Here is a 21,075-nt window from a genome sequence, read left to right as displayed (position 1 = left end):
GATGTTACTCCTCCCGCCCGAAGAGACCTGCCGGCCTGACGAGCAGAACGATGGCCATGATCACAAAGATAACGATGCTTGAGGCTTCCGGATAGAAAACCTTGGTGAGGCCTTCGAGAACGCCGAGCACATAGCCCGTCACGATAGCGCCCAGGATCGAGCCCATGCCGCCGACCACCACCACGGCGAACACGATGATGATGAGGTTCGAGCCCATGAGTGGGCTCACCTGATAGATCGGCGCGGCCAGCACGCCGGCGAGAGCCGCCAGTGCGGCTCCCAGGCCGTAGGTGAGGGTCAGAAGCAGCGGAACGTTCACGCCGAATGCTTGGACGAGCGTGGCATTCTCGGTTGCCGCACGGAGATAGGCGCCGAGCCGGGTTTTCTCGATGAGAAGCCAGGTGCCGATGCAGATGACCAGGGAGGCGATGACCACCCAGCCGCGGTAGATCGGCATGAACATGAAGCCCAGATTGACGGCGCCGGTCAGTTGCGATGGAGCGGCATAAGGCTGGCCGGCGGCTCCAAACCAGTAGCGGAACGCGCCTTCGAGAATGAGAGCGAGGCCAAAGGTCAGGAGAAGGCCATACAGAGGGTCGACACCATAGAGCCTGCTCAACATGGTGCGCTCGATGACGACGGCTATCACGCCGACGACCAAGGGCGCCAGGACAAGGGCTACCCAGTAGTTTACTCCGAGCCAGTTCAGGAGCAGGTAGGCCGCGAAGGCGCCCAGCATGTACTGCGCGCCATGGGCGAAGTTGATGACCCTCAACAGACCGAAGATCACTGCCAGGCCGAGGCTCAGCATGGCATAAAAGGAGCCGTTGATCAGGCCGATGAGAATCTGGCCGTAGAGGGCCGGGGTGGGAATGCCGAAGATGGTATTCATGATGCTCTACACCCCAAGAACTTCGTGAAGTTCGTCCATGCGCGCATCGAGCTCGTGCCCGGGGAACGAGTTCACCATACGCCCATCCTCCATGAGGTAGAAGCGGTCTGCCACCTTCTTGGCGAAGCGAAAGTTCTGCTCGACCAGAAGGATCGTCATGCCGCGCTTCTTGAGGGCCACCAGCACGTCGCCGATGCGCTGAATGATCACGGGGGCCAAGCCCTCCGTCGGCTCGTCGAGGAGAATGACCTTCGCGCCTGTGCGCAGAACACGGGCGATGGCGAGCATCTGCTGCTCGCCGCCCGAGAGCTTCGTGCCCTGGCTTGAGCGCCGTTCATGGAGATTGGGAAAGAGCGTGTAGATCTCCTCCACGCTCATGCCGCCCTCCGACACGGTCGGCGGGAGAGTCAGGTTTTCGGAAACGTTGAGGCTTGCGAATATGCCGCGTTCCTCGGGCACGTAGCCGATGCCCGCCTGCGCGACCTTGTGCAGGGGCAGGCTCAGGAGATCCTTGCCGCGCAGTCGGATCACGCCCTCGCGGCGCCGCAGAATGCCCATGATCGCACGCAGGGTCGTGGTCTTGCCGGCGCCGTTGCGGCCGAGCAACGTGACGGTCTCGCCCTCGCGGATGTCGAGATCGACTCCGTGCAGGACATGGCTTTCGCCATACCAGGCATTGAGCCCACGGACTTCGAGGAGAGGAGCGCTACTCATGCTCGGTTCCCATATAAGCTTCGCGCACCCGCGGATCCTGGCTGACTTTGTCGTAGGACCCGTCGGAGAGGATCTCGCCGCGGGCCAGAACGGTAACGCGGTCGCAGAGATCGGCCACGACGTTCAGGTTGTGCTCGACCATGAGCACGGTGCGGTTCTTGGCGATGCGCCGGATCAGATCGGAAATGCGGCCGATATCCTCGTGGCCCATGCCGGCCATGGGCTCGTCGAGCAGCAGCATGGCAGGGTCGAGCGCCAGTGTCGTCGCAATCTCAAGGGCTCGTTTGCGGCCATAGGACAGCTCGGCGGCCGTCAGGTCCCTGTACGACGAGAGATTGACCGCATCGATGAGCTCCATGGCCCGCTCATCAAGGGCGGAGAGGGCATTGGATGAGCGCCAGAACTGCGTTGCAAGACCTGACGGACGCTGCAACGCCACGCGCACATTGTCGAGCACCGTCAGATGGGGAAACACCGCCGAAATCTGGAAGGAGCGCACAAGCCCCAGGCGGGCGACCTCGGCCGCCTTCAGCCGGGTGATGTCCGCGCCCTTGAAGGTGATCTGCCCGCGGGTGGGCGTGAGAAACTTGGTGAGAAGGTTGAAAACCGTTGTCTTGCCCGCGCCGTTGGGACCGATCAGGGCATGGATCGTGCCTTCATTGACGGACAGGGTCACGTCCTTCACGGCCACGAAGCCACGAAACTCCATGGTGAGTCCGGTGGCGCTGAGAATGGGTTGCGTACTGACCATAGGGTTCGGCCGAGACTCTCTGGATAGGGCGATGGTTGGGTCAGGCATCATGCCCGATGACACACGTTACCGCCGGACAGCAGTAGAGGTGGGGCAGCGTTGCATGCTGCCCCACCTCGTTCAAGGCGCTTACTGCGTAACCTGACAGCCGCTGTCGGCAGCCTTCATGTAGGCGCTGTCGCCAGGAATCTTGGCGAGCTGCTTGTACATGTCCCATTCGCTCTTGCTTTCTTCCGGCTTCTTCACCTGGAAGAGATACATGTCGTAGACCATGCGGCCGTTCGGCAGCACCTTGCCGTTCTTGGCGAAGACGTCCTGAACGGGCATCTCGTGCAGGAGCTTGGCGACCGGCTCCGTCGCATCCGAGCCGGCCTTCTCCACCGCCTTGAGATACTGCGTCACGGCCGAGTAGGTGCCCATGTGGATCATGTTCGGCATGCGGCCGGTCTTATCCATGAACTTCTTGGCGAAGGCACGGTTCTCGTCGCTCTGATCCCAGTACCAGCCTTCCGTGAGGGTCAGGCCCTGAGCGGCCTTGAGCCCTAAGCCCTTCACCTCGGCCAGCGTGAAGAGAAGCGCCGCGAGGCGCGTGCCGCCCTGGGTGATGCCGAACTCGGCTGCCTGCTTGATGGCATTGGCGGTGTCGAGGCCCGCATTGGCCATGCCGATCACGTTCGCGCCGGAGCTCTGCGCCTGGAGCAGGAAGGACGAGTAGTCGGTGGCTGCCAGCGGATGACGCACGGCGCCGACCACCTGGCCGCCCTTCGATTTCACGAATTTCGAGGTCTGGTCCTCGAGGGAGTAGCCGAAGGCATAGTCGGCGGTGAGGAAGAACCACTTGTTGCCACCGTTCTCCACCAGCGCGCCGCCGGTGCCGACCGCAAGGGCGTGAGTGTCATACGCCCAGTGGAACCCGTAAGGGGAGCACTGCTTGCCGGTGAGGTCGGTCGTGGCCGCACCGGTCGTCATGGTGATTTTCTTCTTGTCCTTGGACAGGCCCTGAACAGCAAGCGCCACCGAGGAGGTCGTCAGCTCCATGATGGCGTCGACCTTTTCCGTGTCGTACCACTGGCGCGCGACGCTGGCAGCCACATCAGGCTTGTTCTGGTGGTCGGCGCTCACGATCTCCACCGCTACGCCGAGCACCTTGCCGCCGTAATCCTGCACCGCCATGCGGGCAGCTTCCACAGAGGACTTGCCGCCGAAATCGGCATAGACGCCAGACTGGTCGTTCAGGATGCCGATCTTGACCACGCCGTCGGATGCCTGCTGAGCATAGGCCGAGGAGGCCAGGGCGGTGCAGCTGAGGGCAAACAGAAGCTTATTGAGGATGCGCATCGATTTCCTTCCCTTTATTCCCAAGGCAGATTGGTCCTGCCTTGCTGAAGCCGCAGCGTAAGGCGTGCGGACGATGGCGAGAAAGGTACAGACACTTCGTCCCCGATCAATGACAGGGGCGGTCATCCTTAAGTCGCAGAGGTCTTTGATTATTTATCTTAATTTTGGCTTCGAGCATCGCCGCCTCGGAAACGTGACTGTTGATGAGGCAATCCAGTCCTGCATCCCCGGCGGTTCACAAGCTTGCAGGCACCCCTTATATCACCATCAGCTTTTCGTCCCCGTTTCCCTCGATGGAGGCCTTTCATGACCGCTCATGCCAAACCTGTTGATCGTCGTGTTCTGGATCTGAAAGATGCTTCTCTGCTGGTGGACCGGGCCTATGTGGCGGGCGAGTGGGTGGGAGCCTCGGATGGGCGCACCTTTGCCGTCACCGATCCTTTCGATGGGGCCGTTATCCTGGAACTGCCGGACCTCGACGTCGAGGCCGCCCGCCAAGCCATCGACGCGGCGCATGCGGTGCAGAAGGAATGGGCGAAGCGCACTGCCAAGGAGCGCAGCCAGATCCTCCGTCGCTGGTACGATCTCATCATCGCCAATGCCGATGACTTGGCGCTGATCCTCACGACCGAGCAGGGCAAGCCTCTGGCAGAGGCCAAGGGCGAGGTGATCTCGAACGCCGCCTACATCGAGTGGTTTGCCGAGGAGGCCAAGCGCATCGACGGCGACATCATTCCTGGCGCGCACCCCAGCCAGCGCATCCTGGTGCTCAAGCAGCCGGTGGGGGTGTGTGCGGCCATCACCCCGTGGAATTTTCCCAATGGCATGATCACCCGCAAGGTGGGCCCGGCGCTGGCCGCCGGCTGCACCATGGTGCTCAAGCCCGCAGCCCAGACCCCGCTCTCGGCGCTGGCGCTCGCTGTCCTGGCCGAACGGGCCGGGGTGCCGAAGGGCGCCTTCTCGGTGATCACCACCACGGATGCCAAGCCTGTCGGCGAAGAGTTCTGCCACAATCCGAAGGTGGCCAAGATCACGTTCACCGGTTCCACCAATGTGGGCCGCTGGCTCATGCGGGAGGCAGGCAACAGCATCAAGCGCCTGTCGCTGGAGCTCGGGGGCAACGCGCCGTTCATCGTATTCGACGATGCGGACCTGGATGCGGCCGTGGAAGGCGCTCTGGCGTCCAAGTTCCGCAATGCGGGCCAGACCTGCGTGTGCGCCAACCGGATCTATGTGCAGGAGAGCGTAGCACAAGCCTTTGCCGCGAAGCTGGCGGAGAAGGCCGGCGGCCTGAAGCTCGGGCGCGGCACGGACGAGGGCGTGGCCATGGGGCCGCTGATCGATGACCGCGCCGTGGCCAAGATGGAGGAGCATGTAGCCGACGCATTGGCCAAGGGCGGTCAGGTGCTGGTGGGCGGCAAGCGCTCGGACCTGGGCAGCACGTTCTTCGAGCCGACCGTGATGACGGGCATCACGCAGGCGATGAAGGTGACGAAGGAGGAGACGTTTGCGCCGCTGGCGCCCATCATCACGTTCAAGGATGAGGCGGAGGTGATCGGGATGGCCAATGCCACCGAGTTCGGGCTGGCGTCATACTTCTACGCCAAGGACATGGCCCGCGTCTGGCGCGTGGCGGAGGCCCTGGAGAGCGGCATGGTGGGGGTGAACACGCCGGCGCTCGCCAACGAAATGGCGCCGTTCGGCGGGGTGAAGCAGTCGGGGCTCGGACGCGAGGGCTCCAAGTACGGCATCGAGGGCTTCCTCGAGATCAAATACATCAACCTCGCAGGACTGTAACAACCATAAAAGCCCGGCTCGGCCGGGCTTTTTCTTTTGCGTCCTTAAGCGCTTTTCGTCTTGAGCAGCAGGTCGGCGAGTTCCGCGAAGCCGTCTCCCGAGTGTCCCTCGGTGATGTAGGCAGGCTTATGCCTCAGCCGGTGCGCGAAGGCCTGGATGTTGGCGACACCGACGCTCAACGGAAAAGCCTCGAACATGGGTTCGTCGTTGGGCGAGTCGCCCGCATAGACCACGGTGTTCTTCGCGTCCTCCCAATCCAGGCCGAACACATCCGCCATCAGGGTTTTCGCCATACTGAGCTTGTTGTACTCGCCGAACCAGCCGTTCACGTGAATCGAGCTGACCTTCGCCTGTGCGCCGGCCTTCTCGAAGATGGACACGATCCGGTCCACCTCTGTCTCGGACAGAGCCGGAACGTCCTCGCAAAAATCGACGGCGAGATCCGCCAGGCGGTAAGCCTGATCGCTGGCGAGCGCGCAGCCCGGCACCGTGGCCAGCACCTCCTTCTCGATGGCATCGAGCCTGATCCGGTTTTGCCTCAACTCCTCGGGGCTGGCCCAGAAGTGCTGCTGCATCGTTTTCCGCTCGCGGTCATAGCGGAAATAGAACGCACCGTTCTCGCCCACGACGGCATCCACCGGCCACATGCGGGCGATGTGATCGCACCAGCCGGCGGGCCGCCCGGTGACCGGGATGACGATGAAGCCGGCAAGATGCAGCGCTTCTAGCGCGCCATAGGCTTTTGCCGTCAGCAAGCCCTCCGTCGTCACCGTGTCGTCGATGTCGGTCAGCACCACGCGAATGGAGCGCGCCGCCGCCAGCGGAAGCTGCGAGAGAGGCTTCATATCCGGAACTCCGGGATAAAGGGGCAGGGGAGCGGCATGAGCGGAGGTATCCCTGTTCAAGACACAGCCGTCCGGAATGGTGAGACGGCTAACGACGGGTCTTTAAGCATGAGCCGGATTGGTCTCCAAGACCTTTGATTGCTGTTCTCGACAGGCTTCACGGGCGCGATTTCTCACGTAAAGTGAACTCATGACAAGCGACCGTGACATCCTCCATACCCTGTTCGAGGCAGCCCTGCATGCGGCGCTTCCCGATGGAAAATTCGACGGCCGTCTGCCGGAAAGACCGAAGGGGCGTACCATCGTCCTCGGCGCCGGCAAGGCCTCGGCGCGAATGGCGGCCACCTTCGAGGACGCGTGGGCCCGCTCTGGCGGAACCTGCGAGGGGCTTGTGGTCACGCGCTACGGACATGCGGTTCCGACGCGGTCGGTCGAGATCGTGGAGGCGGCCCACCCTGTTCCCGATGAGGCCGGCTTGCAGGCGGCCAGACGAATCCTCGCGCTTGCACAGGAGGCCGGGCCTGACGACCTCGTTGTCTGCCTCATGTCGGGTGGAGCATCGGCGCTCCTGTCGCTCCCGGCGGAGGGCGTGACGCTGGCCGACAAGCAGGCCCTGAATCGCGCCCTGCTCAAATCCGGTGCGCCCATCGGCGAGATGAACCTCGTGCGCAAGTCGCTCTCGGCCATCAAAGGAGGGAGGCTCGCAGCGGCCGCAGGACGGGCGCAGCTCGTCACCTACCTGATCTCCGATGTGCCGGGGGACGACCCCGCGAGCATCGGATCGGGCCCGACGATCCCGGAGAAGATCGATCCGGAGGCTGCCCTCGCGATCCTGCGCCGGTACGGCATCGATGTGCCAAGCCATGTCTTGCAGGCCATCCGGGCGAGTGCCGTCGCGGAGCCTGTGGCGGGTGGCGCTGTTCATATGCTGGCAACCCCCAAGATGGCCCTCGATGCGGCAGCCGCCAAGGCGCGTGAGTTAGGCCTGAATGCTCTCGTCCTCGGCGATGCTTTGGAGGGGGAGGCGCGCGAGGTCGGGCGCGTCATGGCCGGCATCGCCCACTCGGCGCTCATGCATGGAGAGCCCGTCGGGGCGCCTTGCGTGCTTCTGTCCGGCGGCGAGACCACAGTGACGGTGCGTGGCCAAGGGCGTGGCGGACGCAATGCCGAGTTCCTGTTGTCGCTGGCTCTTTCCCTGAAGGGGGAGAGCCGGATTTCCGCTATCGCCTGCGACACCGATGGCATCGACGGGTCGGAGGACAATGCCGGCGTCTGGTGCGATGGCAGCTTGCTTGAACGCGCCCGTGCAAACGGCATCGACCTTGCCGCTCACCTTGAGAGGAACGACGCCTATACGGCGTTTGCGCAGCTCGACAGGCTCGTCGTCACGGGGCCGACCCTGACCAACGTGAACGATTTCCGCTGTATTCTCATCCGTCCGTGATCGATCGGGATTTGTTTAGATGGAGTAGCTGAGTCCGGTCGTGTTCGTCTCCGGCACGATGAGGCTCACCTTGGTGCCGCGCTTTTCGCGGCTTTCCACCTCAAGGTTTCCGCCATGGAGTTTGAGGATGTACCATGCAAGGCTCAGGCCCAGGCCGGTGCCGGGCAGCTTCTTGGCATTCCGGCCGCGGAAAAAGGGCTGCAGGACGAACGGCAGATCGCGCTCCGGGATGCCAATGCCGCGATCCTTGACGGTGATCCTGATCATGCTGTCTTCCCCGCGCGCCGTGATATCAACCGGCTGATCGGGCCGGGAATATTTCATGGCATTCGACACGACGATAACGAGCGCCTGCTCCAGCAGCACCGGATCGCCGACGATCATCTCCGGCAGGTCCTTGATGTCGATATGAAAGGGGCGGCCGGGTTCCTGGCCCCCCTGCTCACGACAGACCCGCTTGACGAGTTCGGACGGATGGAACTCGCTCGGGTTGAGCATGATGCTGCCGGCACTGGCACGGCTGTAGGAGAGGATTGTTTCGATCAGTTCATCGAGCCGCAGGCTTGCCCGCCAGATTTTCTCTGCCTTGACCTGGATGTCATGGGTGCTCAGCCGGTCGGCTCTGCGGATCAGGCCCTGAGCCAGGGCGTTGATCGTTGACAAGGGCGTCCTGAGCTGGTGCGCCAGCAGGGCCATCGGGTCCAAAGGAAGCGCGGCCCCGCGGGACGCGGTGCGCGAGGTGGAGTGGCGGGGCGCCTTGGATGAAGGCCGGGGCAGACGGGCGGCGGACACAGTGAAAGTCTATAACTTTATAACATTTATATTGAGCTCGGTCCGAAGTAGCGCAGGAGCAGCCTTTGTCCATGCCCTGTTGGAGGAATGGCCAAGATAAGCCCGTTGAATGCGACGAAGCAGATTAAATAGCTTGACTTAGGAATTTTGAAATTACTTATGAGCGACCGCGCGATCATCGTTAGATAAAATGGAATTAGTTTCCTGTTGTTACACGAATCTCCACCATCGATGACAGTCGATTAGCTTTGGACGAGTGCGCAATCTACTTGGAAGCAACTTTCACTATCAAACGAAACCGATCTCTCGCTCAGGCGTTTTCATCTCAGATAGCTTTATAGGAGAGAGACACATGGATCGCGATCGTAGCGAAGGCAGCATGAAGAATGTCAAGGGTCGGATGAAGGAGGGGCTCGGCAAGGCTCTGGGCGACTCGAAGCTGGAAACCGAGGGCAAGATGGATAAGACCGAAGGTAAGATCCAGAACACCATCGGTGGCATCAAGGACTCGCTCCGCAAGGACACCTGATCGTCAGAAAACGATAGGAAGGGGCCCGGTTCATCCGGGCCTTTTTCATGCAAGCGGGTTGGCCTTGCGGATGAGGAAACTGATGGTGCTGTTCTCCTGCTGCTGATCCTCCAGGATGTCGCCGGTTTCGCGGATCAGGTTCGGAACATCGATTCCGGCCAGGGGGTCCGTGCAGACGACCCTCAGCAGGTCGCCGGGCTGCAAGGCACGGAGAACTTTGCGGGTTCGCAGAACCGGCAAGGGGCATTTCAGGCCGGACAGATCAAGCTCTGTCATTCAATCCTCTCCTGCCGGCCAGAATCTCCGCATGCCTCAGATCCTCGGGCGTGTTGATGTTGAAGAAGGGGTCGGCGGGCTCGACCGGCCAGGAGGCCTCTGCATGCCCATGACGGCGGAGCCAATCCCGGATGCTGCGCGTACCTTGGCTCACGAGAGCCTGCCGTAGATCGTGCCGCAGCGGGACAGGCCAGAGGCCCACGGCGAAATGCACCTGTGAGCCCGATGCGCCGCAGGCGATGGGCTTACCGGTCTCGTTGCATGCCTCGTGCAGCCGCAGCACCAAATCCCGCGGTATAAAGGGTGTGTCGGCCGCTACGCTCACAACCCAAGCGATATTCGGTCGATTAACCGCACTCCACTCAAGGGCAGTTAGGATGCCGGCGAGCGGCCCTGGATGGTCCGGAACAGAATCCGGAACGACCGCAAACGGCAGCCCCTTGAACCGGGAAGGGTCTCCATTGGCATTGAGAATGACGCTCTCGCATTGCGGCACAAGGCGCTCAGCCACGTGCTCCACCAAAGGCCGCCCTGCGAGGGGCAGAAGAGCCTTATCGTCGCCGCCCATACGCCGGGAGAGCCCGCCCGCCAGAATGACGCCGAGAGTCGGAGGGCGCAGGCTTATGCCGTGTGCGCTCACTCGATGACGATGCGCGGAGCAGGACGTGCGGCAGCCCCGCCCGAGAGCCCAGTCCAGACCTCCTGCGCCATATCTTTGTAGATGCGGGCATGCGGTCCTTCCGGCTCGGCAACGACGACGGGCCGGCCGGCATCGGACAACTCGCGGATCGTCATGTTGAGCGGAACCTCGCCGAGGAACGGCACGCCGAGACGTGCCGCCTCGTCCCGTGCCCCGCCATGGCCGAAGATGTGCGAGCTCTGTCCGCAATGGGGGCAGACGAAGGTCGCCATGTTCTCGACAATGCCGAGGATCGGGATCTCCACCCGCTTGAACATGGACACTCCACGTCGCGCATCGATGAGGGCGAGGTCTTGAGGCGTGGACACGATCACCGCACCGGCCAGAGGCGTCGCCTGAGCCATGGTGAGCTGGGCATCGCCTGTACCAGGCGGCATGTCGACCACGAGCACGTCGAGGTCGCCCCAGGCGACCTCCCGCAGCATCTGGGTGATGGCCGACATCACCATCGGACCGCGCCAAATCATGGCGGCTTCTTCCTCCACCAGGAAGCCGATGGACATGACCTTGATCCCGTAGGCCTCCATAGGCTCCAGGATGCGGTTCTCCAGCAGGCGCGGCTTGCCCTGGATGCCGAGGAGCTTCGGCATGGACGGGCCGTAGATGTCGGCGTCGAGCAGGCCAACCTTCAATCCAAGGGCTTTCAGGCCGAGAGCAAGGTTGCAGGCGGTGGTGGACTTGCCCACGCCGCCTTTGCCCGACGCCACGGCGATCACGTGCTGCACGCCTGGGATGCGCTGGTTCTTGGGCTGTGCTGCCGAGCGGGGGCGCTGGGGCGCATCGGAGGCGGACGCTGAGCCGCCCGAACCGGTCGGCCGGTCGGCCGTCAGGCTGGCAAAGACGCCTTTGACCGCCGGCAAGCCTTGCACGGCCGTCACCGCAGCCTGACGCACGCGCTCCATGTTTGCCGCTTCGGACGGATCGATGGTGATCGAGAACATGACCCGGCCGGCATCGTCCACGACCACATCGGACAGGCGTCCCGACGCCACAAGGTTGGTTCCGTTCGCGTCGACCGGTACGGTCGACAGAGCCTGCAGCACATGCTCACGGGTGATCGCCACTTTGTTATCTCCTGGGCCATTCGAGGCGTGGTCTTCGGTGACATCTATAGGCTGCCGGGCGGTTCGTTAAGCCATTCCCGCTGAGAAGAGGCGGTATTCCGAACCAAAGCTCACCTTGTCCGTTGTTCACCCGATCCCTCGGGAGCCGGCTCGACCGGCCGAGTGGCTGCCTTCGCTGATCACATCCCGGGCGTACGACATCAATCGAGGAGACGAGAATGCACCAGCACGGCCATAACGACCCGAATGCTGCGAAGCTTTACGATCTGATCAAGGACGTGAAGATCGCCATGATGACCACCGTCGACACTGACGGTACCCTGCACAGCCGGCCCATGCACAGCCAGGAGGCGGACGAGCATGGTGATCTATGGTTCTTCACTCAGATCCAGTCTCCCAAGATGACTGAGATTTCCCGCGACAGCGAGGTCAACCTCGCCTACGGCGATCCGAGCAGCCAGACCTATGTGTCGGTGTCCGGCAAGGCCGAGATCGTGCGCGACAAGGCGAAGATCGAGGAGAAATGGTCCGAGCCCATGCGCGCCTGGTTCCCGAAAGGCGCGGACGATCCGCAGATCGCTCTGATCCGTGTTCATCCCATAAAGGGTGAATACTGGGACAGCCCGTCCTCGACCCTGGTGCATCTCTACGGCTACGCGAAGGCCGTCGTGACGGGCGAGTCGCCAAAGCCCGGCGATCAGGCAAAAGTCAACTTAAGTTGATCATGCTCGCAACGCAGAGCGTAGTCGGGGTCGCTTCGCGGCCCCTTTTCTTTATATTTACTTCGTCTACCTCTACGTCATAAGCTTATGTGTATTGAAGACTCGGCCATTGCCCAAGACGGAGATAATCCGCGCAACGACTATAACAAAGAACTGCAAGGGGGCGCTCTTGGGAGGAAACGATGAAGTCCATCCTGCTTGCTGCTGGTTCCATTGTTGCTCTTGCGTCCGCCAGTCTTGCCCAGCCCTCCACTCAGCCTTCGAGCAATCTCGAGAAGCTGACGTCTTTTCAAAGTACCGGAACTGAAGAACCAAGGCCCGTTGCTCAGGAGGGCCGCCGCGCGGATGCGCTGCGGCGCAATCTCGAAAAGATCAAGCTTCCAGCCGGCTTCAAGATCGAACTCTACGCCGTTGTGCCGGATGCCCGCCATATGGCGGTCGGCCCTAATGCCGGTGTGGTCTTCGTCGGCACGAGGAAGAACAATGTCTATGTGGTGACGGACCGCGACAAGGATCGTGTTGCGGACGAGGTGAAGCAGTTCGCTCCGTCGATTGCGATGAAGATCCCGAACGGCGTCTGCTTCTCGCGTGACGGTATGCTCTACGTGGTGGAGCAGAACCGTGTTCTGCAGTTTCCGGCTGCGGAGTTTTTCTATGAGGGTCCGGACGTCGCCGCCTTTGTCGTCGCAAAGCAAGGGGATCTGATCCCGCCCTCTGAGGAAAGCTTCAACCATACGGCGCGCGTCTGCCGGATCGGGCCTGACAACAAGCTCTATGTTGCCCTGGGTCAGCCCTTCAACGTGCCGGCGAAGGAGAAGCTGGATCTCTACAAGCGCACGGGGATCGGCGGCGTCATCCGCATGGATCAGGACGGCAAGAACCGCGAAGTCTACGCAACGGGCATCCGCAACTCCGTCGGCATGGATTTCAACCCGGCTGACAAGTCCCTGTGGTTCACCGATAACCAGGTCGACGGCATGGGTGACGATCAGCCTCCCGGCGAGATCAACCGGATCGCCAACATGGGGCAGAACTTCGGCTTCCCTTATTATGGTGGCGGCACGGTTCGCACGGTCGAATACAAGGACGATCAGGTGCCGGCAGGCGTTGTCGGGCCGCAAGCGGAGACGGATCCTCATGCGGCCGATCTTGGCATGATGTTCTACACGGGTCGGATGTTTCCCCAGACCTATCAGGGGGGCATCTTCTCGGCCCAGCACGGCTCCTGGAACCGCACCAAGCCGATCGGCGCGCGGGTGATGTTCACCCCGGTCAAGCCGGACGGCACGGCGGACAAGCCGCAGGTCTTCGCGGAGGGGTGGCTCACGGAAAACGGCGAGTATCTCGGCCGGCCCGTGGATGTGGCCATGCTGCCTGACGGGTCTCTGCTCGTCTCCGACGACACCGCCGGTGCCGTCTACCGCATTTCCCATGAAGGCCGGTAAAGCCCCTTTAGACAGGCGCGTCAGGGACGCGCCTGTTCTTTCCGGAGAGATCATCATGAGGTTTTTGATCGTCCTTGCGGCGTCTGGAGCGTTTCTGACAGCATTCGGGCTTGCAGGCGCAGAGGCTGGCGACGCGAGGGCAGGGCGCCAGAAACTCACCACCTGTCAGGGCTGCCATGGGCTCGATGGCCTCTCGAAAAACCCTGAATCGCCCAACCTCGCAGGTCAGCTCGAAAGCTACCTCGTCAGAAGCCTCGCGGCCTACAAATCGGGCGAGCGCAAGAACGAGTCGATGAACATTGTAGCAAAGGAACTGTCCGACGAGGACATTGCCGATGTGGCGGCCTATTACGCCTCGATCCAGGTCGACGTCCTGCCGCCTTAAGCTGTGTCTGCCCCCGCCCTTGTAGCCGGGCACCCTTTCATCATGAGCAGGCCTTCGCTATTGTCCTGCTCCCCGTGAGTGGCAAGGAGCAGGCGATGGCGGACATCGCGACCCGCGTCTACAACCATACCTGGAAGATCGACCCGATCGTCCGGTCGGTTCTGGATACGGATTTCTACAAGTTGCTGATGGCGCAAACGATCTTTCGACGCCATCGCGACGTGCAGGTGACGTTCGGCATTCACAACCGGACCACGCGCATTCGCCTGGCCGACATCATCGATGCCGGCGAGTTGCGCGAGCAACTCGATCATGTGCGCAGTTTGCGATTGACCCGGGGCGAGTCCACCTGGCTGCGGGGCAACACCTTCTACGGCAAGCGGCAGATGTTCTCGCCGGAGTTCATGGACTGGCTCGAGACCTTCCGCTTTCCGGAATATCTGCTGGAGAAGGAGGATGGGCAGTACGTCCTGACCTTCCACGGCCCCTGGATCGAGACCACCATGTGGGAGATCCCGGCGCTCGCGATTCTCAACGAGCTGCGCTCGCGTGGTGTCCTCAGAGGAATGGGCAAGTTCGAGCTGCAGGTGCTCTATGCCCGCGCCATGACCCGGGTCTGGGAGAAGATCGAGCGCCTTAAAAGCCTGCCGGACCTTTCCATCGCCGATTTTGGCACCCGTCGCCGCCATGGTTTTCTCTGGCAGGACTGGTGCGTGCAGGCCATGATGGAAGGGCTTGGATCGTCCTTCCTCGGAACGTCCAATTGCCTGATCGCCCTGCGCCAGGAGGTGGAGGCCGTGGGCACGAATGCCCATGAGCTTCCCATGGTTTATGCGGCCTTGGCCGAATCCGACGAGGAACTCGCCCGATCCCCTTACGACGTGCTGTCGGATTGGCAGGAGGATTACGAGGGCAACCTGCTCGTCATCCTGCCCGATACCTACGGCACCACGAACTTCCTGCAGAACGCGCCCGATTGGGTACCTGCCTGGACCGGCATCCGTGTCGATTCCAAGGATCCGATCGAGGGCGGCGAGGAGGCCATCGAATGGTGGCGCCAGCGCGGGCAGAACCCGCGCGAGAAACTCGCGATCTTCTCCGACGGCCTCGACGTGGACGTGATCGAGCGCATTCACCGGCATTTCCGCGGGCGCATGCGCATCGGCTATGGCTGGGGCACGCTGCTCACGAATGATTTTCGTGGGCTGGCTCCTGAGGGAAAACTCGATCCCATCTCCATCGTCTGCAAGGTCATCTCGGCTGATGGCAACGCGACGGTGAAGCTCTCCGATAATCCCACGAAGGCCATGGGGCCGAAAGCGGAAGTCGAGCGTTACAAGCGCATCTTCCACGTGGGCGAACAAGCGGCGAAACCGGTTCTGGTGTGACGAGCATGATCATCGATCTCAACTGCGATATGGGTGAAGGCTTCGGCCCCTGGCCGATGGGAGACGACGAGGCGATGCTCGACATCGTATCGTCCGCCAACATCGCCTGCGGGTTTCATGCGGGCGATCCGTCCATCATGTTCCGTACGGCGGAGATCGCGAAGCGCAAGGGCGTGGCCATCGGGGCGCATCCGGGCTTCAACGATCTGCACGGCTTCGGCCGCCGTATGATACGGGGCGACTCTCCCGCCGAGATCGAGCGCATGATCGCCTATCAGATCGGCGCCATGCAGGCCGTGGCCTCGCTTGCGGGCCACAAGGTCACCTATGTGAAGGTGCACGGGGCGCTCAACAACATGGCCAATGAGGACGAGGATCTCGCTCTCGCGATCGCCCGCGCGATCAAGGGGGTTGATGCGAGCCTCATCAACATGTGCATGCCGGGCCTTCTGATGGAGAAGGCGTCCCATAGTATCGGCATTCCGGTCGTTCGCGAGATTTTTGCCGACCGCACATATGAGGACAACGGCACGCTCACCAGCAGGAAGAAGCCCGGCTCCGTGCTGCACGATGCCGAGTTTGCCGCGGAGCGCATTCTGCGTGCCGTCCAGGACAGGGCGATCACGACGGTGTCCGGCAAAAGGATCCCGGTCGAGATCGACACCATCTGCGTGCACGGTGACGAGCCGAGCGCGGTCGCCATGGCACGGACGGTCCGCACGAAGCTGGAGGCGAACGGCGTCAGGATAGCCCCGTTCTCGAAGGCTCGTTCGTAAAACACTTGCCTCATCCTGAGGAGCCTGCAAAGCAGGCGTCTCGAAGGAGGATCCAGTGCTCTCTTGAAGCTCCTTCGAGACGCCGCTTGCAGCGGCTCCTCAGGATGAGGGCTCAAATCTTATTCGCGTGCAAAAGCCTTGGCCAGGAATGGCTGCAGGGCCGCCAGCGTGTCCGCGGGCGCTTCCTCGGCAAGATAGTGGCCGCAATCGATGGCGTGGCCATCCACGTGATCGGCCCAGTCACGCCAGACGTCCGGAACGTCATACCATTGATCGAGCCCGTTCCTGCGGCCCCAGAGGGCCTGCACCGGGCATAGGATCCGCCGGCCGGCTCTCTGATCTTCCTCGTCGAGGCGCATGTCGATGGTTGCGCCTGCGCGATAATCCTCGCACATGGCGTGGATCGTGTCCGGATCGGTGAAGCAGCGGCGGTATTCGGCAAGGGCTTCTTCATCGAACATCGAGCGCCCGCGGCGAAGATAGATGGCATCCGGATCCGACGCGATCAGGCGTTCCGGGAGAGGGTGAGGCTGCGCGAGGAAGAACCAGTGCCAGTAGCCCATGGCGAAGGCCATGTCCGTGCGCTGGAAGTGCTCTGCCGTCGGGATGATGTCTAGAACCGACAGCGCCACGATCCGATCCGGATGATCGAGGGCCATGCGGTAGGCACAGCGTCCGCCACGGTCATGACCGACGACTGCAAAGTGCTCGAAGCCGAGGGCCTGCATCACCTCCACCTGATCACGCGCCATGGCACGCTTGGAGTAGGGTTCATGCTCCTCGTTCGTCGGAGGCTTGGAGCTGTCGCCATAGCCGCGCAGGTCGGCGCACACGATCGTGTAGCTCTCCGCGAGTTGCGGCGCCACCTTGTGCCACATGACATGTGTCTGCGGATGTCCATGCAGCAAAAGCACGGGAGGACCGCTGCCGCCGACCCGCAGGTTGATGATCGCCTCAGACGTTTCGATTCGTCGATGGGTAAAGGTCTCGAACATCCCATGAGTGTCTTACAGTTTTCACCTCCGATCCAGTAGCAGCTAAAGCTGAGGGCTGCGCGCAGAGACGAGCAGCCCTCAGCTTTAGGATAGAAGTGAAACCGGCTAGGCCTCACCAGGAGCGGCGTTCTCCGTTGTCGATGTGAATGATCCCATTCCGGTACATCTTCAGGCCCCCGACCTGCGGGTGAGTTCGCAGATAAGCCATCACGCCGCGCACGCGCGTGCGAACCCTGAAGTCAATCGCCCGGCAGGAGAGGTGGAGAGATTGGCGCGCGCCGCCGGCGCGCCAGTTGCGGGAGCGGTTGCGATGGGTGGATTCGACACTGACAGGGCCGAATTTCGCCGCGACGGAGGCGACGACTTCGCGCAGATTGCCCGGTACGCAATTGGTCGGAGCACTCGCTCGCAGCGTGATCGTGCCGTGCGAGACCAGCGAGGCGAAACCGGAAAGGGTTCGCGCACTCGGCAGGCTCCCTGTCGTCTTGGGATCGTTCATTTCGTCCTGGGAGGGGAGGCTGACATATTGGGCCGGCGGAACAAGCCCTTCGTTACCGTCTCCAGCTTTGAGCGCAGCCGGTGACAGCCCAAATAGAAACGCGCTGGTCACAAGATAGAATCTGGACGCGTGGCGAACTCGGCGGGTGATGCTCATCGGGTTCTCCCGTTCTGAGCCCCTACAAAATTTCGTGCCGCCGAAATGGTCCTCCCAACGGCATTATCTTATTGGTCAGGTAACTGACGGTTGCGTGAAGAACGCTACGGAAGGCAACCTAAAAGAAGCTTGGCACTAGGCAAGTCTATGCAGGTGGGAATGAAGGGGAGATATGACGTGCATGGTTGGCAAAGCTTTAACCTGCAAGGAATTCAGGTGCGTGAGAAATTTAGTGTTAGTTTTGAAATAACAGAGCTTTAACTCTTGTAGTCCGTGGGCCCGATACACACATTTCGCCCATTGGACCGATCAAGCTTTTGGTCTGCTGGAGACTGGAATGAACGCTGCCCGTAGTGCTGTTTTCGATGCGATCAAGACTGCCGGCCCAGGCCGGGAGGATGCGATGGCGCGCATCACGCTGGTTGCAAACCTGATGGACAGCGCCTTCCTGATTCCGGGCCTGAACCGGCGTGTGGGACTTGACGCGGTGCTGGGCCTCGTGCCGGGTATCGGCGATGCGCTCTCCGCTGCGATCTCGAGCTATATCATCTGGGAAGCCCGCCAGCTCGGTCTACCGCGCTGGAAGATCGCGCGCATGATCGGCAACGTCGCTGTCGATACCGCCATCGGTGCAATCCCGTTCGCGGGCGACGTGTTCGACGTGGTCTTCAAGTCCAATCAGCGGAACCTGCGGATCATCCATGAGCATCTCGGCACGCCCAAGCGCGGACCGAAGGAGATCGACGGGACCGCGGTCAGGATCGAGGAGAGCTGAATGAGGCGGCTGTTGTGGATCATCGCCTGGTTTGCCGTGGCGATATGGTCTCTGTTCGCCTGGGGTGCCTACGGCCTTCTGGACTTCTTCGGCGGCGTTGCTGCCCGCAATGCCGACATCGTCACGGGCCATCCTGAAACGGTGGAGTGGCTCTCCTGGGCTCTGATGGCCTTAAGGGGGTTGGGCCTTGGCGCCGTCGTGGTCGTCTGGGCGCTCGTGTCGCTGCTCATTCTTACCGTTCCGGCTGTGCTGGGCCTGTTTCTCGGCAGCGCGAGACGTGAGCAGTATGTCGAAGACTGGCGTGGGCCTCGGGGCGATTCTCGCAACTCGGGCCCATTCACATCGTCATCTGGACCGCCTCCGATCCGGCGGATCGAAAGACGCTAACAAAAAGGGCGAAGCGGATGTCGCTTCGCCCTTTTTGTTTTTTCCAAGCCTCAGCGATGGCTTGAGATGAACTGCTTGAAGCGCTCGGATTTCGGGGCGCCGAACACCTCCGCCGGAGCACCTTCCTCCTCGACCACGCCCTTGTGCAGGAACACGACCCGGTTCGACACGTCGCGGGCAAAGCCCATTTCGTGCGTCACCACCAGCATGGTGCGGCCCTCCTCGGCAAGCGAGCGCATCACGCGCAGCACCTCGCCGACGAGCTCCGGATCGAGCGCCGAGGTGGGCTCGTCGAACAGCATCACCTTCGGGTGCATGGCGAGCGCTCGCGCGATGGCGGCGCGCTGCTGCTGGCCGCCGGACAGGTGCGACGGATATTGATTGCGCTTGTCGACGATGCCGACCCTCGCCAGCAACTCCTCGGCTTCGGCGATGCACTCGGCCTTCGGGCGCTTCTGCACATGCACGGGCGCTTCGATCACGTTCTCCAGAATCGTCATGTGTGACCAGAGATTGAAGCTCTGGAACACCATGGCGACGCGGGAGCGGATGCGGTCCACCTGGCTTTGATCGGCCGGCTCCATGCCCTTGCGGGTCTTCTTCAACCCGATGGTCTCTCCACCGATACGGATCTCGCCGGAATCGGGGACCTCCAGCATGTTGATGCAGCGGAGCATGGTCGACTTGCCGGAGCCGGAGGCGCCGAGGATCGAAATCACGTCGCCTTCACGGGCGCTCAGCGACACGCCTTTGAGGACTTCGAGCGATCCGAAGCTCTTGCGGAGATTCTGCACGGAGACGGCCGAAGCCGCCTCGGACGGCGCAAGTTGGGACGACAAGGATGCAACTCCGTTAGACATGGGCAGCCTCCAGACGCGGCTCCACAGCCGGTGGGCGGCGCAGGTGAGGCGAAAGCCACCATTCGATGGCCATGATGATGCGCGTGATGATGAAGTTGAGGATCAGGTAGATCAGGCCGGCCACGATGAACACTTCGACTGCGCGGAAGGTCTGGGAGATCAGTTTGGCAGCCAATCCTGTCACTTCCATCATGGTGATGATCGACGCGAGTGATGTCGCCTTCACCATCAGGATGATCTCGCTGCCATAGGCTGGAAGCGCCTGGCGGACGGCGATGGGGAATATGACGCGGCGGAAGAGCAGAATGCCCGACATGCCGCAGGCGCGCGCCGCCTCGACCTGGTTGTAGGGAACCGATTGCAGCCCGCCACGGATGATCTCGCTGGCGTAAGCCGCCGTGTTGAGCGTCAATGCGAAGACCGCGCACCAGTAGGGCTCGCGGAAGAAGACCCACAGGCCCCATTCCTGCAACGTGGGACGGAACTGCCCCAGGCCGTAATAGATCAGGAAGATCTGCACGAGCAGCGGCGTGCCGCGAAACACGAAGACATAGGCCTGTGCCGGCCAGTCGAGCACCTTGAGGCCCGACATGCGCATGAGCGCCAGGAGCATGGCGAGAATGGCTCCGAGGCCCACGGCCATGAAGGCCAGGTTCAGGGTCAGCGGCACGCCGCCGATGAGGGTCAGGAAGGCATCCCGCATAAACGCGAAATCCATCAGGAGGCCCTCCGCATGCCGCGCATCGAGTGGGTCTCCGCGCGCTGGAACAGATAGGTCGAAACCCAGGTGATGAGCAGGTAGAGCACGGCGGCCGTGAGATAGAAATCAAACGGGCGGCGCGTGGAGCCGGCCGCGATGTGCGATTGGCGCAGAAGCTCGACGAGGCCGGTCACGGAGATGAGCGCCGATTCCTTGAGCACCAGCTGCCATGTGTTGCCGAGGCCCGGAATCGCATAGCGCAGCACCTGCGGGGCGATGATGCGGCGGAACATGAGCCAGCGGTGCATGCCCACCGAGCGCGCCGCCTCGATCTCGCCGCGGCTGACCACCTGATAGGCGCCGCGAAACACCTCGGCCTGGTAGGCTCCCGAGATGATGCCGATGGCGAGAGCGCCGGTGACGAAGGCCGGCACGCCGATGAACCCGTCGGCGCCGAAGAGGCTGCCGATGGCGCCGAGCGCCGCGCTGCCGCCGAAATAGAACAGGTAGATGACGAGAAGATCGGGGATGCCGCGCAGGACGGTGGTGTAGCCGTCGGCGAGGCTGCGGATCACGAGATTGCCGCCGATCTTGCCCCAGGCCACCAGGGTGCCGACGACGGAGCCCGCGAGAAAGCCGCAGATGGCGACCGCAATCGTCATTCCCGCTGCGGTGAGGAGAGCCCATCCCCATCCATTGGGACCAAACCCGACGAGCTCGAAATAGCTCAATTGCTGCACGCGTCGAAACTTTCCTGAATATGTCTGCCCGCTGTGGAAGGCAGCGGGCGAGACAGCACCTGTAACATCCGGCCTTCGACCGGATTAGATCCCGGGTCCGCGGAG

24 protein-coding genes are annotated in these 21,075 nt (G+C 62.2%); 10 read left to right on the top strand and 14 right to left on the bottom strand.

From position 1 onward, the window contains the following. Positions 1 to 4: 4 nt before the first annotated feature. The 4 genes from IC232_RS00545 to IC232_RS00530 form a co-directional block, all read right to left on the bottom strand. Positions 5 to 892, bottom strand: a complete 888-nt coding sequence (locus IC232_RS00545; RefSeq protein ID WP_190842834.1) for a branched-chain amino acid ABC transporter permease — start codon at positions 890 to 892, stop codon at positions 5 to 7. A 6-nt stretch (positions 893 to 898) separates the two neighbouring features. Beyond that, positions 899 to 1,606: an ABC transporter ATP-binding protein gene (locus IC232_RS00540; RefSeq protein ID WP_190842832.1), complete on the bottom strand. Its 708-nt coding sequence runs from the start codon at positions 1,604 to 1,606 to the stop codon at positions 899 to 901. Then, positions 1,599 to 2,357 (bottom strand): ABC transporter ATP-binding protein, encoded by a 759-nt coding sequence (locus tag IC232_RS00535; protein ID WP_190842830.1) that lies wholly within the window; start codon positions 2,355 to 2,357, stop codon positions 1,599 to 1,601. Before IC232_RS00535 ends, IC232_RS00540 begins: the two co-directional genes overlap by 8 nt. 129 nt (positions 2,358 to 2,486) lie before the next feature. Then, positions 2,487 to 3,695 carry an ABC transporter substrate-binding protein gene (locus IC232_RS00530; protein WP_246811981.1) on the bottom strand — a complete coding sequence of 403 codons (1,209 nt, stop codon included), beginning with the start codon at positions 3,693 to 3,695 and terminating at the stop codon, positions 2,487 to 2,489. A gap of 306 nt (positions 3,696 to 4,001) precedes the next feature. Here IC232_RS00530 and IC232_RS00525 point away from each other — a divergent pair, with 306 nt between their 5' ends. Continuing rightward, positions 4,002 to 5,492, top strand: coding sequence for an NAD-dependent succinate-semialdehyde dehydrogenase (locus IC232_RS00525; RefSeq protein WP_190842828.1), 1,491 nt, complete (start codon positions 4,002 to 4,004; stop codon positions 5,490 to 5,492). A 44-nt stretch (positions 5,493 to 5,536) separates the two neighbouring features. On the opposite strand, the gene IC232_RS00520 is transcribed toward IC232_RS00525, so the two are convergent. Beyond that, positions 5,537 to 6,337: an HAD-IIB family hydrolase gene (locus IC232_RS00520; RefSeq protein WP_190842825.1), complete on the bottom strand. Its 801-nt coding sequence runs from the start codon at positions 6,335 to 6,337 to the stop codon at positions 5,537 to 5,539. Positions 6,338 to 6,527: 190 nt separating this feature from the next. Here IC232_RS00520 and IC232_RS00515 point away from each other — a divergent pair, with 190 nt between their 5' ends. After that, positions 6,528 to 7,781, top strand: coding sequence for a glycerate kinase (locus IC232_RS00515; protein WP_190842823.1), 1,254 nt, complete (start codon positions 6,528 to 6,530; stop codon positions 7,779 to 7,781). 15 nt (positions 7,782 to 7,796) lie between these two features. Here the strand turns inward: IC232_RS00515 and IC232_RS00510 are convergent, their stop codons facing one another. After that, a complete protein-coding gene (locus tag IC232_RS00510) occupies positions 7,797 to 8,573 on the bottom strand; it encodes a sensor histidine kinase (RefSeq protein ID WP_190842821.1) in 777 nt (258 codons plus the stop codon). 352 nt (positions 8,574 to 8,925) lie between these two features. Here IC232_RS00510 and IC232_RS00505 point away from each other — a divergent pair, with 352 nt between their 5' ends. Beyond that, positions 8,926 to 9,102 carry a CsbD family protein gene (locus tag IC232_RS00505; protein ID WP_190842819.1) on the top strand — a complete coding sequence of 59 codons (177 nt, stop codon included), beginning with the start codon at positions 8,926 to 8,928 and terminating at the stop codon, positions 9,100 to 9,102. A 45-nt stretch (positions 9,103 to 9,147) separates the two neighbouring features. Here the strand turns inward: IC232_RS00505 and IC232_RS00500 are convergent, their stop codons facing one another. Genes IC232_RS00500 through IC232_RS00490 form a run of 3 tightly spaced genes read right to left on the bottom strand, consistent with a single transcriptional unit; the run spans position 9,148 to position 11,142 of the window. Beyond that, entirely contained in the window at positions 9,148 to 9,378 is a 231-nt protein-coding gene (locus IC232_RS00500; protein ID WP_190842818.1) for a sulfurtransferase TusA family protein, read from the bottom strand. Then, a complete protein-coding gene (mobA, locus tag IC232_RS00495) occupies positions 9,365 to 10,018 on the bottom strand; it encodes a molybdenum cofactor guanylyltransferase MobA (RefSeq protein ID WP_312895085.1) in 654 nt (217 codons plus the stop codon). The genes IC232_RS00500 and mobA overlap by 14 nt, the downstream gene beginning before the upstream one ends. Then, a complete protein-coding gene (locus tag IC232_RS00490) occupies positions 10,015 to 11,142 on the bottom strand; it encodes an Mrp/NBP35 family ATP-binding protein (protein WP_190842817.1) in 1,128 nt (375 codons plus the stop codon). Before IC232_RS00490 ends, mobA begins: the two co-directional genes overlap by 4 nt. Before the next feature lie 218 nt (positions 11,143 to 11,360). Between IC232_RS00490 and IC232_RS00485 the strand changes: the two genes are divergently transcribed. From IC232_RS00485 to IC232_RS00465, 5 genes are all read left to right on the top strand, one after another. Continuing rightward, positions 11,361 to 11,864: a pyridoxamine 5'-phosphate oxidase family protein gene (locus IC232_RS00485; protein WP_190842815.1), complete on the top strand. Its 504-nt coding sequence runs from the start codon at positions 11,361 to 11,363 to the stop codon at positions 11,862 to 11,864. A 182-nt stretch (positions 11,865 to 12,046) separates the two neighbouring features. Continuing rightward, a complete protein-coding gene (locus tag IC232_RS00480; protein WP_190842813.1) occupies positions 12,047 to 13,309 on the top strand; it encodes a PQQ-dependent sugar dehydrogenase in 1,263 nt (420 codons plus the stop codon). A gap of 52 nt (positions 13,310 to 13,361) precedes the next feature. After that, a complete protein-coding gene (locus tag IC232_RS00475) occupies positions 13,362 to 13,694 on the top strand; it encodes a c-type cytochrome (protein ID WP_190843414.1) in 333 nt (110 codons plus the stop codon). 95 nt (positions 13,695 to 13,789) lie between these two features. Next, on the top strand, positions 13,790 to 15,082 hold the full coding sequence (pncB, locus tag IC232_RS00470; protein ID WP_190842811.1) for a nicotinate phosphoribosyltransferase: 1,293 nt from the start codon (positions 13,790 to 13,792) through the stop codon (positions 15,080 to 15,082). 5 nt (positions 15,083 to 15,087) lie between these two features. After that, positions 15,088 to 15,858, top strand: coding sequence for a LamB/YcsF family protein (locus IC232_RS00465; RefSeq protein ID WP_190842808.1), 771 nt, complete (start codon positions 15,088 to 15,090; stop codon positions 15,856 to 15,858). Positions 15,859 to 15,977: 119 nt separating this feature from the next. Here IC232_RS00465 and IC232_RS00460 read toward each other — a convergent pair whose 3' ends face one another. Both IC232_RS00460 and IC232_RS00455 read right to left on the bottom strand, forming a co-directional pair. Then, a complete protein-coding gene (locus tag IC232_RS00460) occupies positions 15,978 to 16,853 on the bottom strand; it encodes an alpha/beta fold hydrolase (RefSeq protein WP_190842806.1) in 876 nt (291 codons plus the stop codon). A gap of 112 nt (positions 16,854 to 16,965) precedes the next feature. Beyond that, entirely contained in the window at positions 16,966 to 17,508 is a 543-nt protein-coding gene (locus tag IC232_RS00455) for a D-Ala-D-Ala carboxypeptidase family metallohydrolase (protein WP_190842804.1), read from the bottom strand. 337 nt (positions 17,509 to 17,845) lie between these two features. Between IC232_RS00455 and IC232_RS00450 the strand changes: the two genes are divergently transcribed. Both IC232_RS00450 and IC232_RS00445 read left to right on the top strand, forming a co-directional pair. Next, positions 17,846 to 18,283, top strand: a complete 438-nt coding sequence (locus tag IC232_RS00450) for a DUF4112 domain-containing protein (RefSeq protein ID WP_190842802.1) — start codon at positions 17,846 to 17,848, stop codon at positions 18,281 to 18,283. Next, on the top strand, positions 18,284 to 18,670 hold the full coding sequence (locus tag IC232_RS00445; RefSeq protein ID WP_190842800.1) for a hypothetical protein: 387 nt from the start codon (positions 18,284 to 18,286) through the stop codon (positions 18,668 to 18,670). A 50-nt stretch (positions 18,671 to 18,720) separates the two neighbouring features. Here IC232_RS00445 and IC232_RS00440 read toward each other — a convergent pair whose 3' ends face one another. Genes IC232_RS00440 through IC232_RS00430 form a run of 3 tightly spaced genes read right to left on the bottom strand, consistent with a single transcriptional unit; the run spans position 18,721 to position 20,970 of the window. Then, positions 18,721 to 19,530 (bottom strand): ABC transporter ATP-binding protein, encoded by an 810-nt coding sequence (locus tag IC232_RS00440; RefSeq protein ID WP_190842797.1) that lies wholly within the window; start codon positions 19,528 to 19,530, stop codon positions 18,721 to 18,723. Next, entirely contained in the window at positions 19,523 to 20,248 is a 726-nt protein-coding gene (locus IC232_RS00435; protein ID WP_190842794.1) for an ABC transporter permease, read from the bottom strand. Before IC232_RS00435 ends, IC232_RS00440 begins: the two co-directional genes overlap by 8 nt. Then, positions 20,248 to 20,970, bottom strand: coding sequence for an ABC transporter permease (locus IC232_RS00430; protein ID WP_190842792.1), 723 nt, complete (start codon positions 20,968 to 20,970; stop codon positions 20,248 to 20,250). Before IC232_RS00430 ends, IC232_RS00435 begins: the two co-directional genes overlap by 1 nt. Positions 20,971 to 21,075: the final 105 nt, after the last annotated feature.

Origin of the sequence: Microvirga sp. (genome assembly GCF_014699075.1) — a bacterium.
Lineage (GTDB): Bacteria > Pseudomonadota > Alphaproteobacteria > Rhizobiales > Beijerinckiaceae > Microvirga.
Note: the sequence above shows the minus strand (reverse complement) of the source record. Positions and strands in the feature narration are given on the sequence as shown.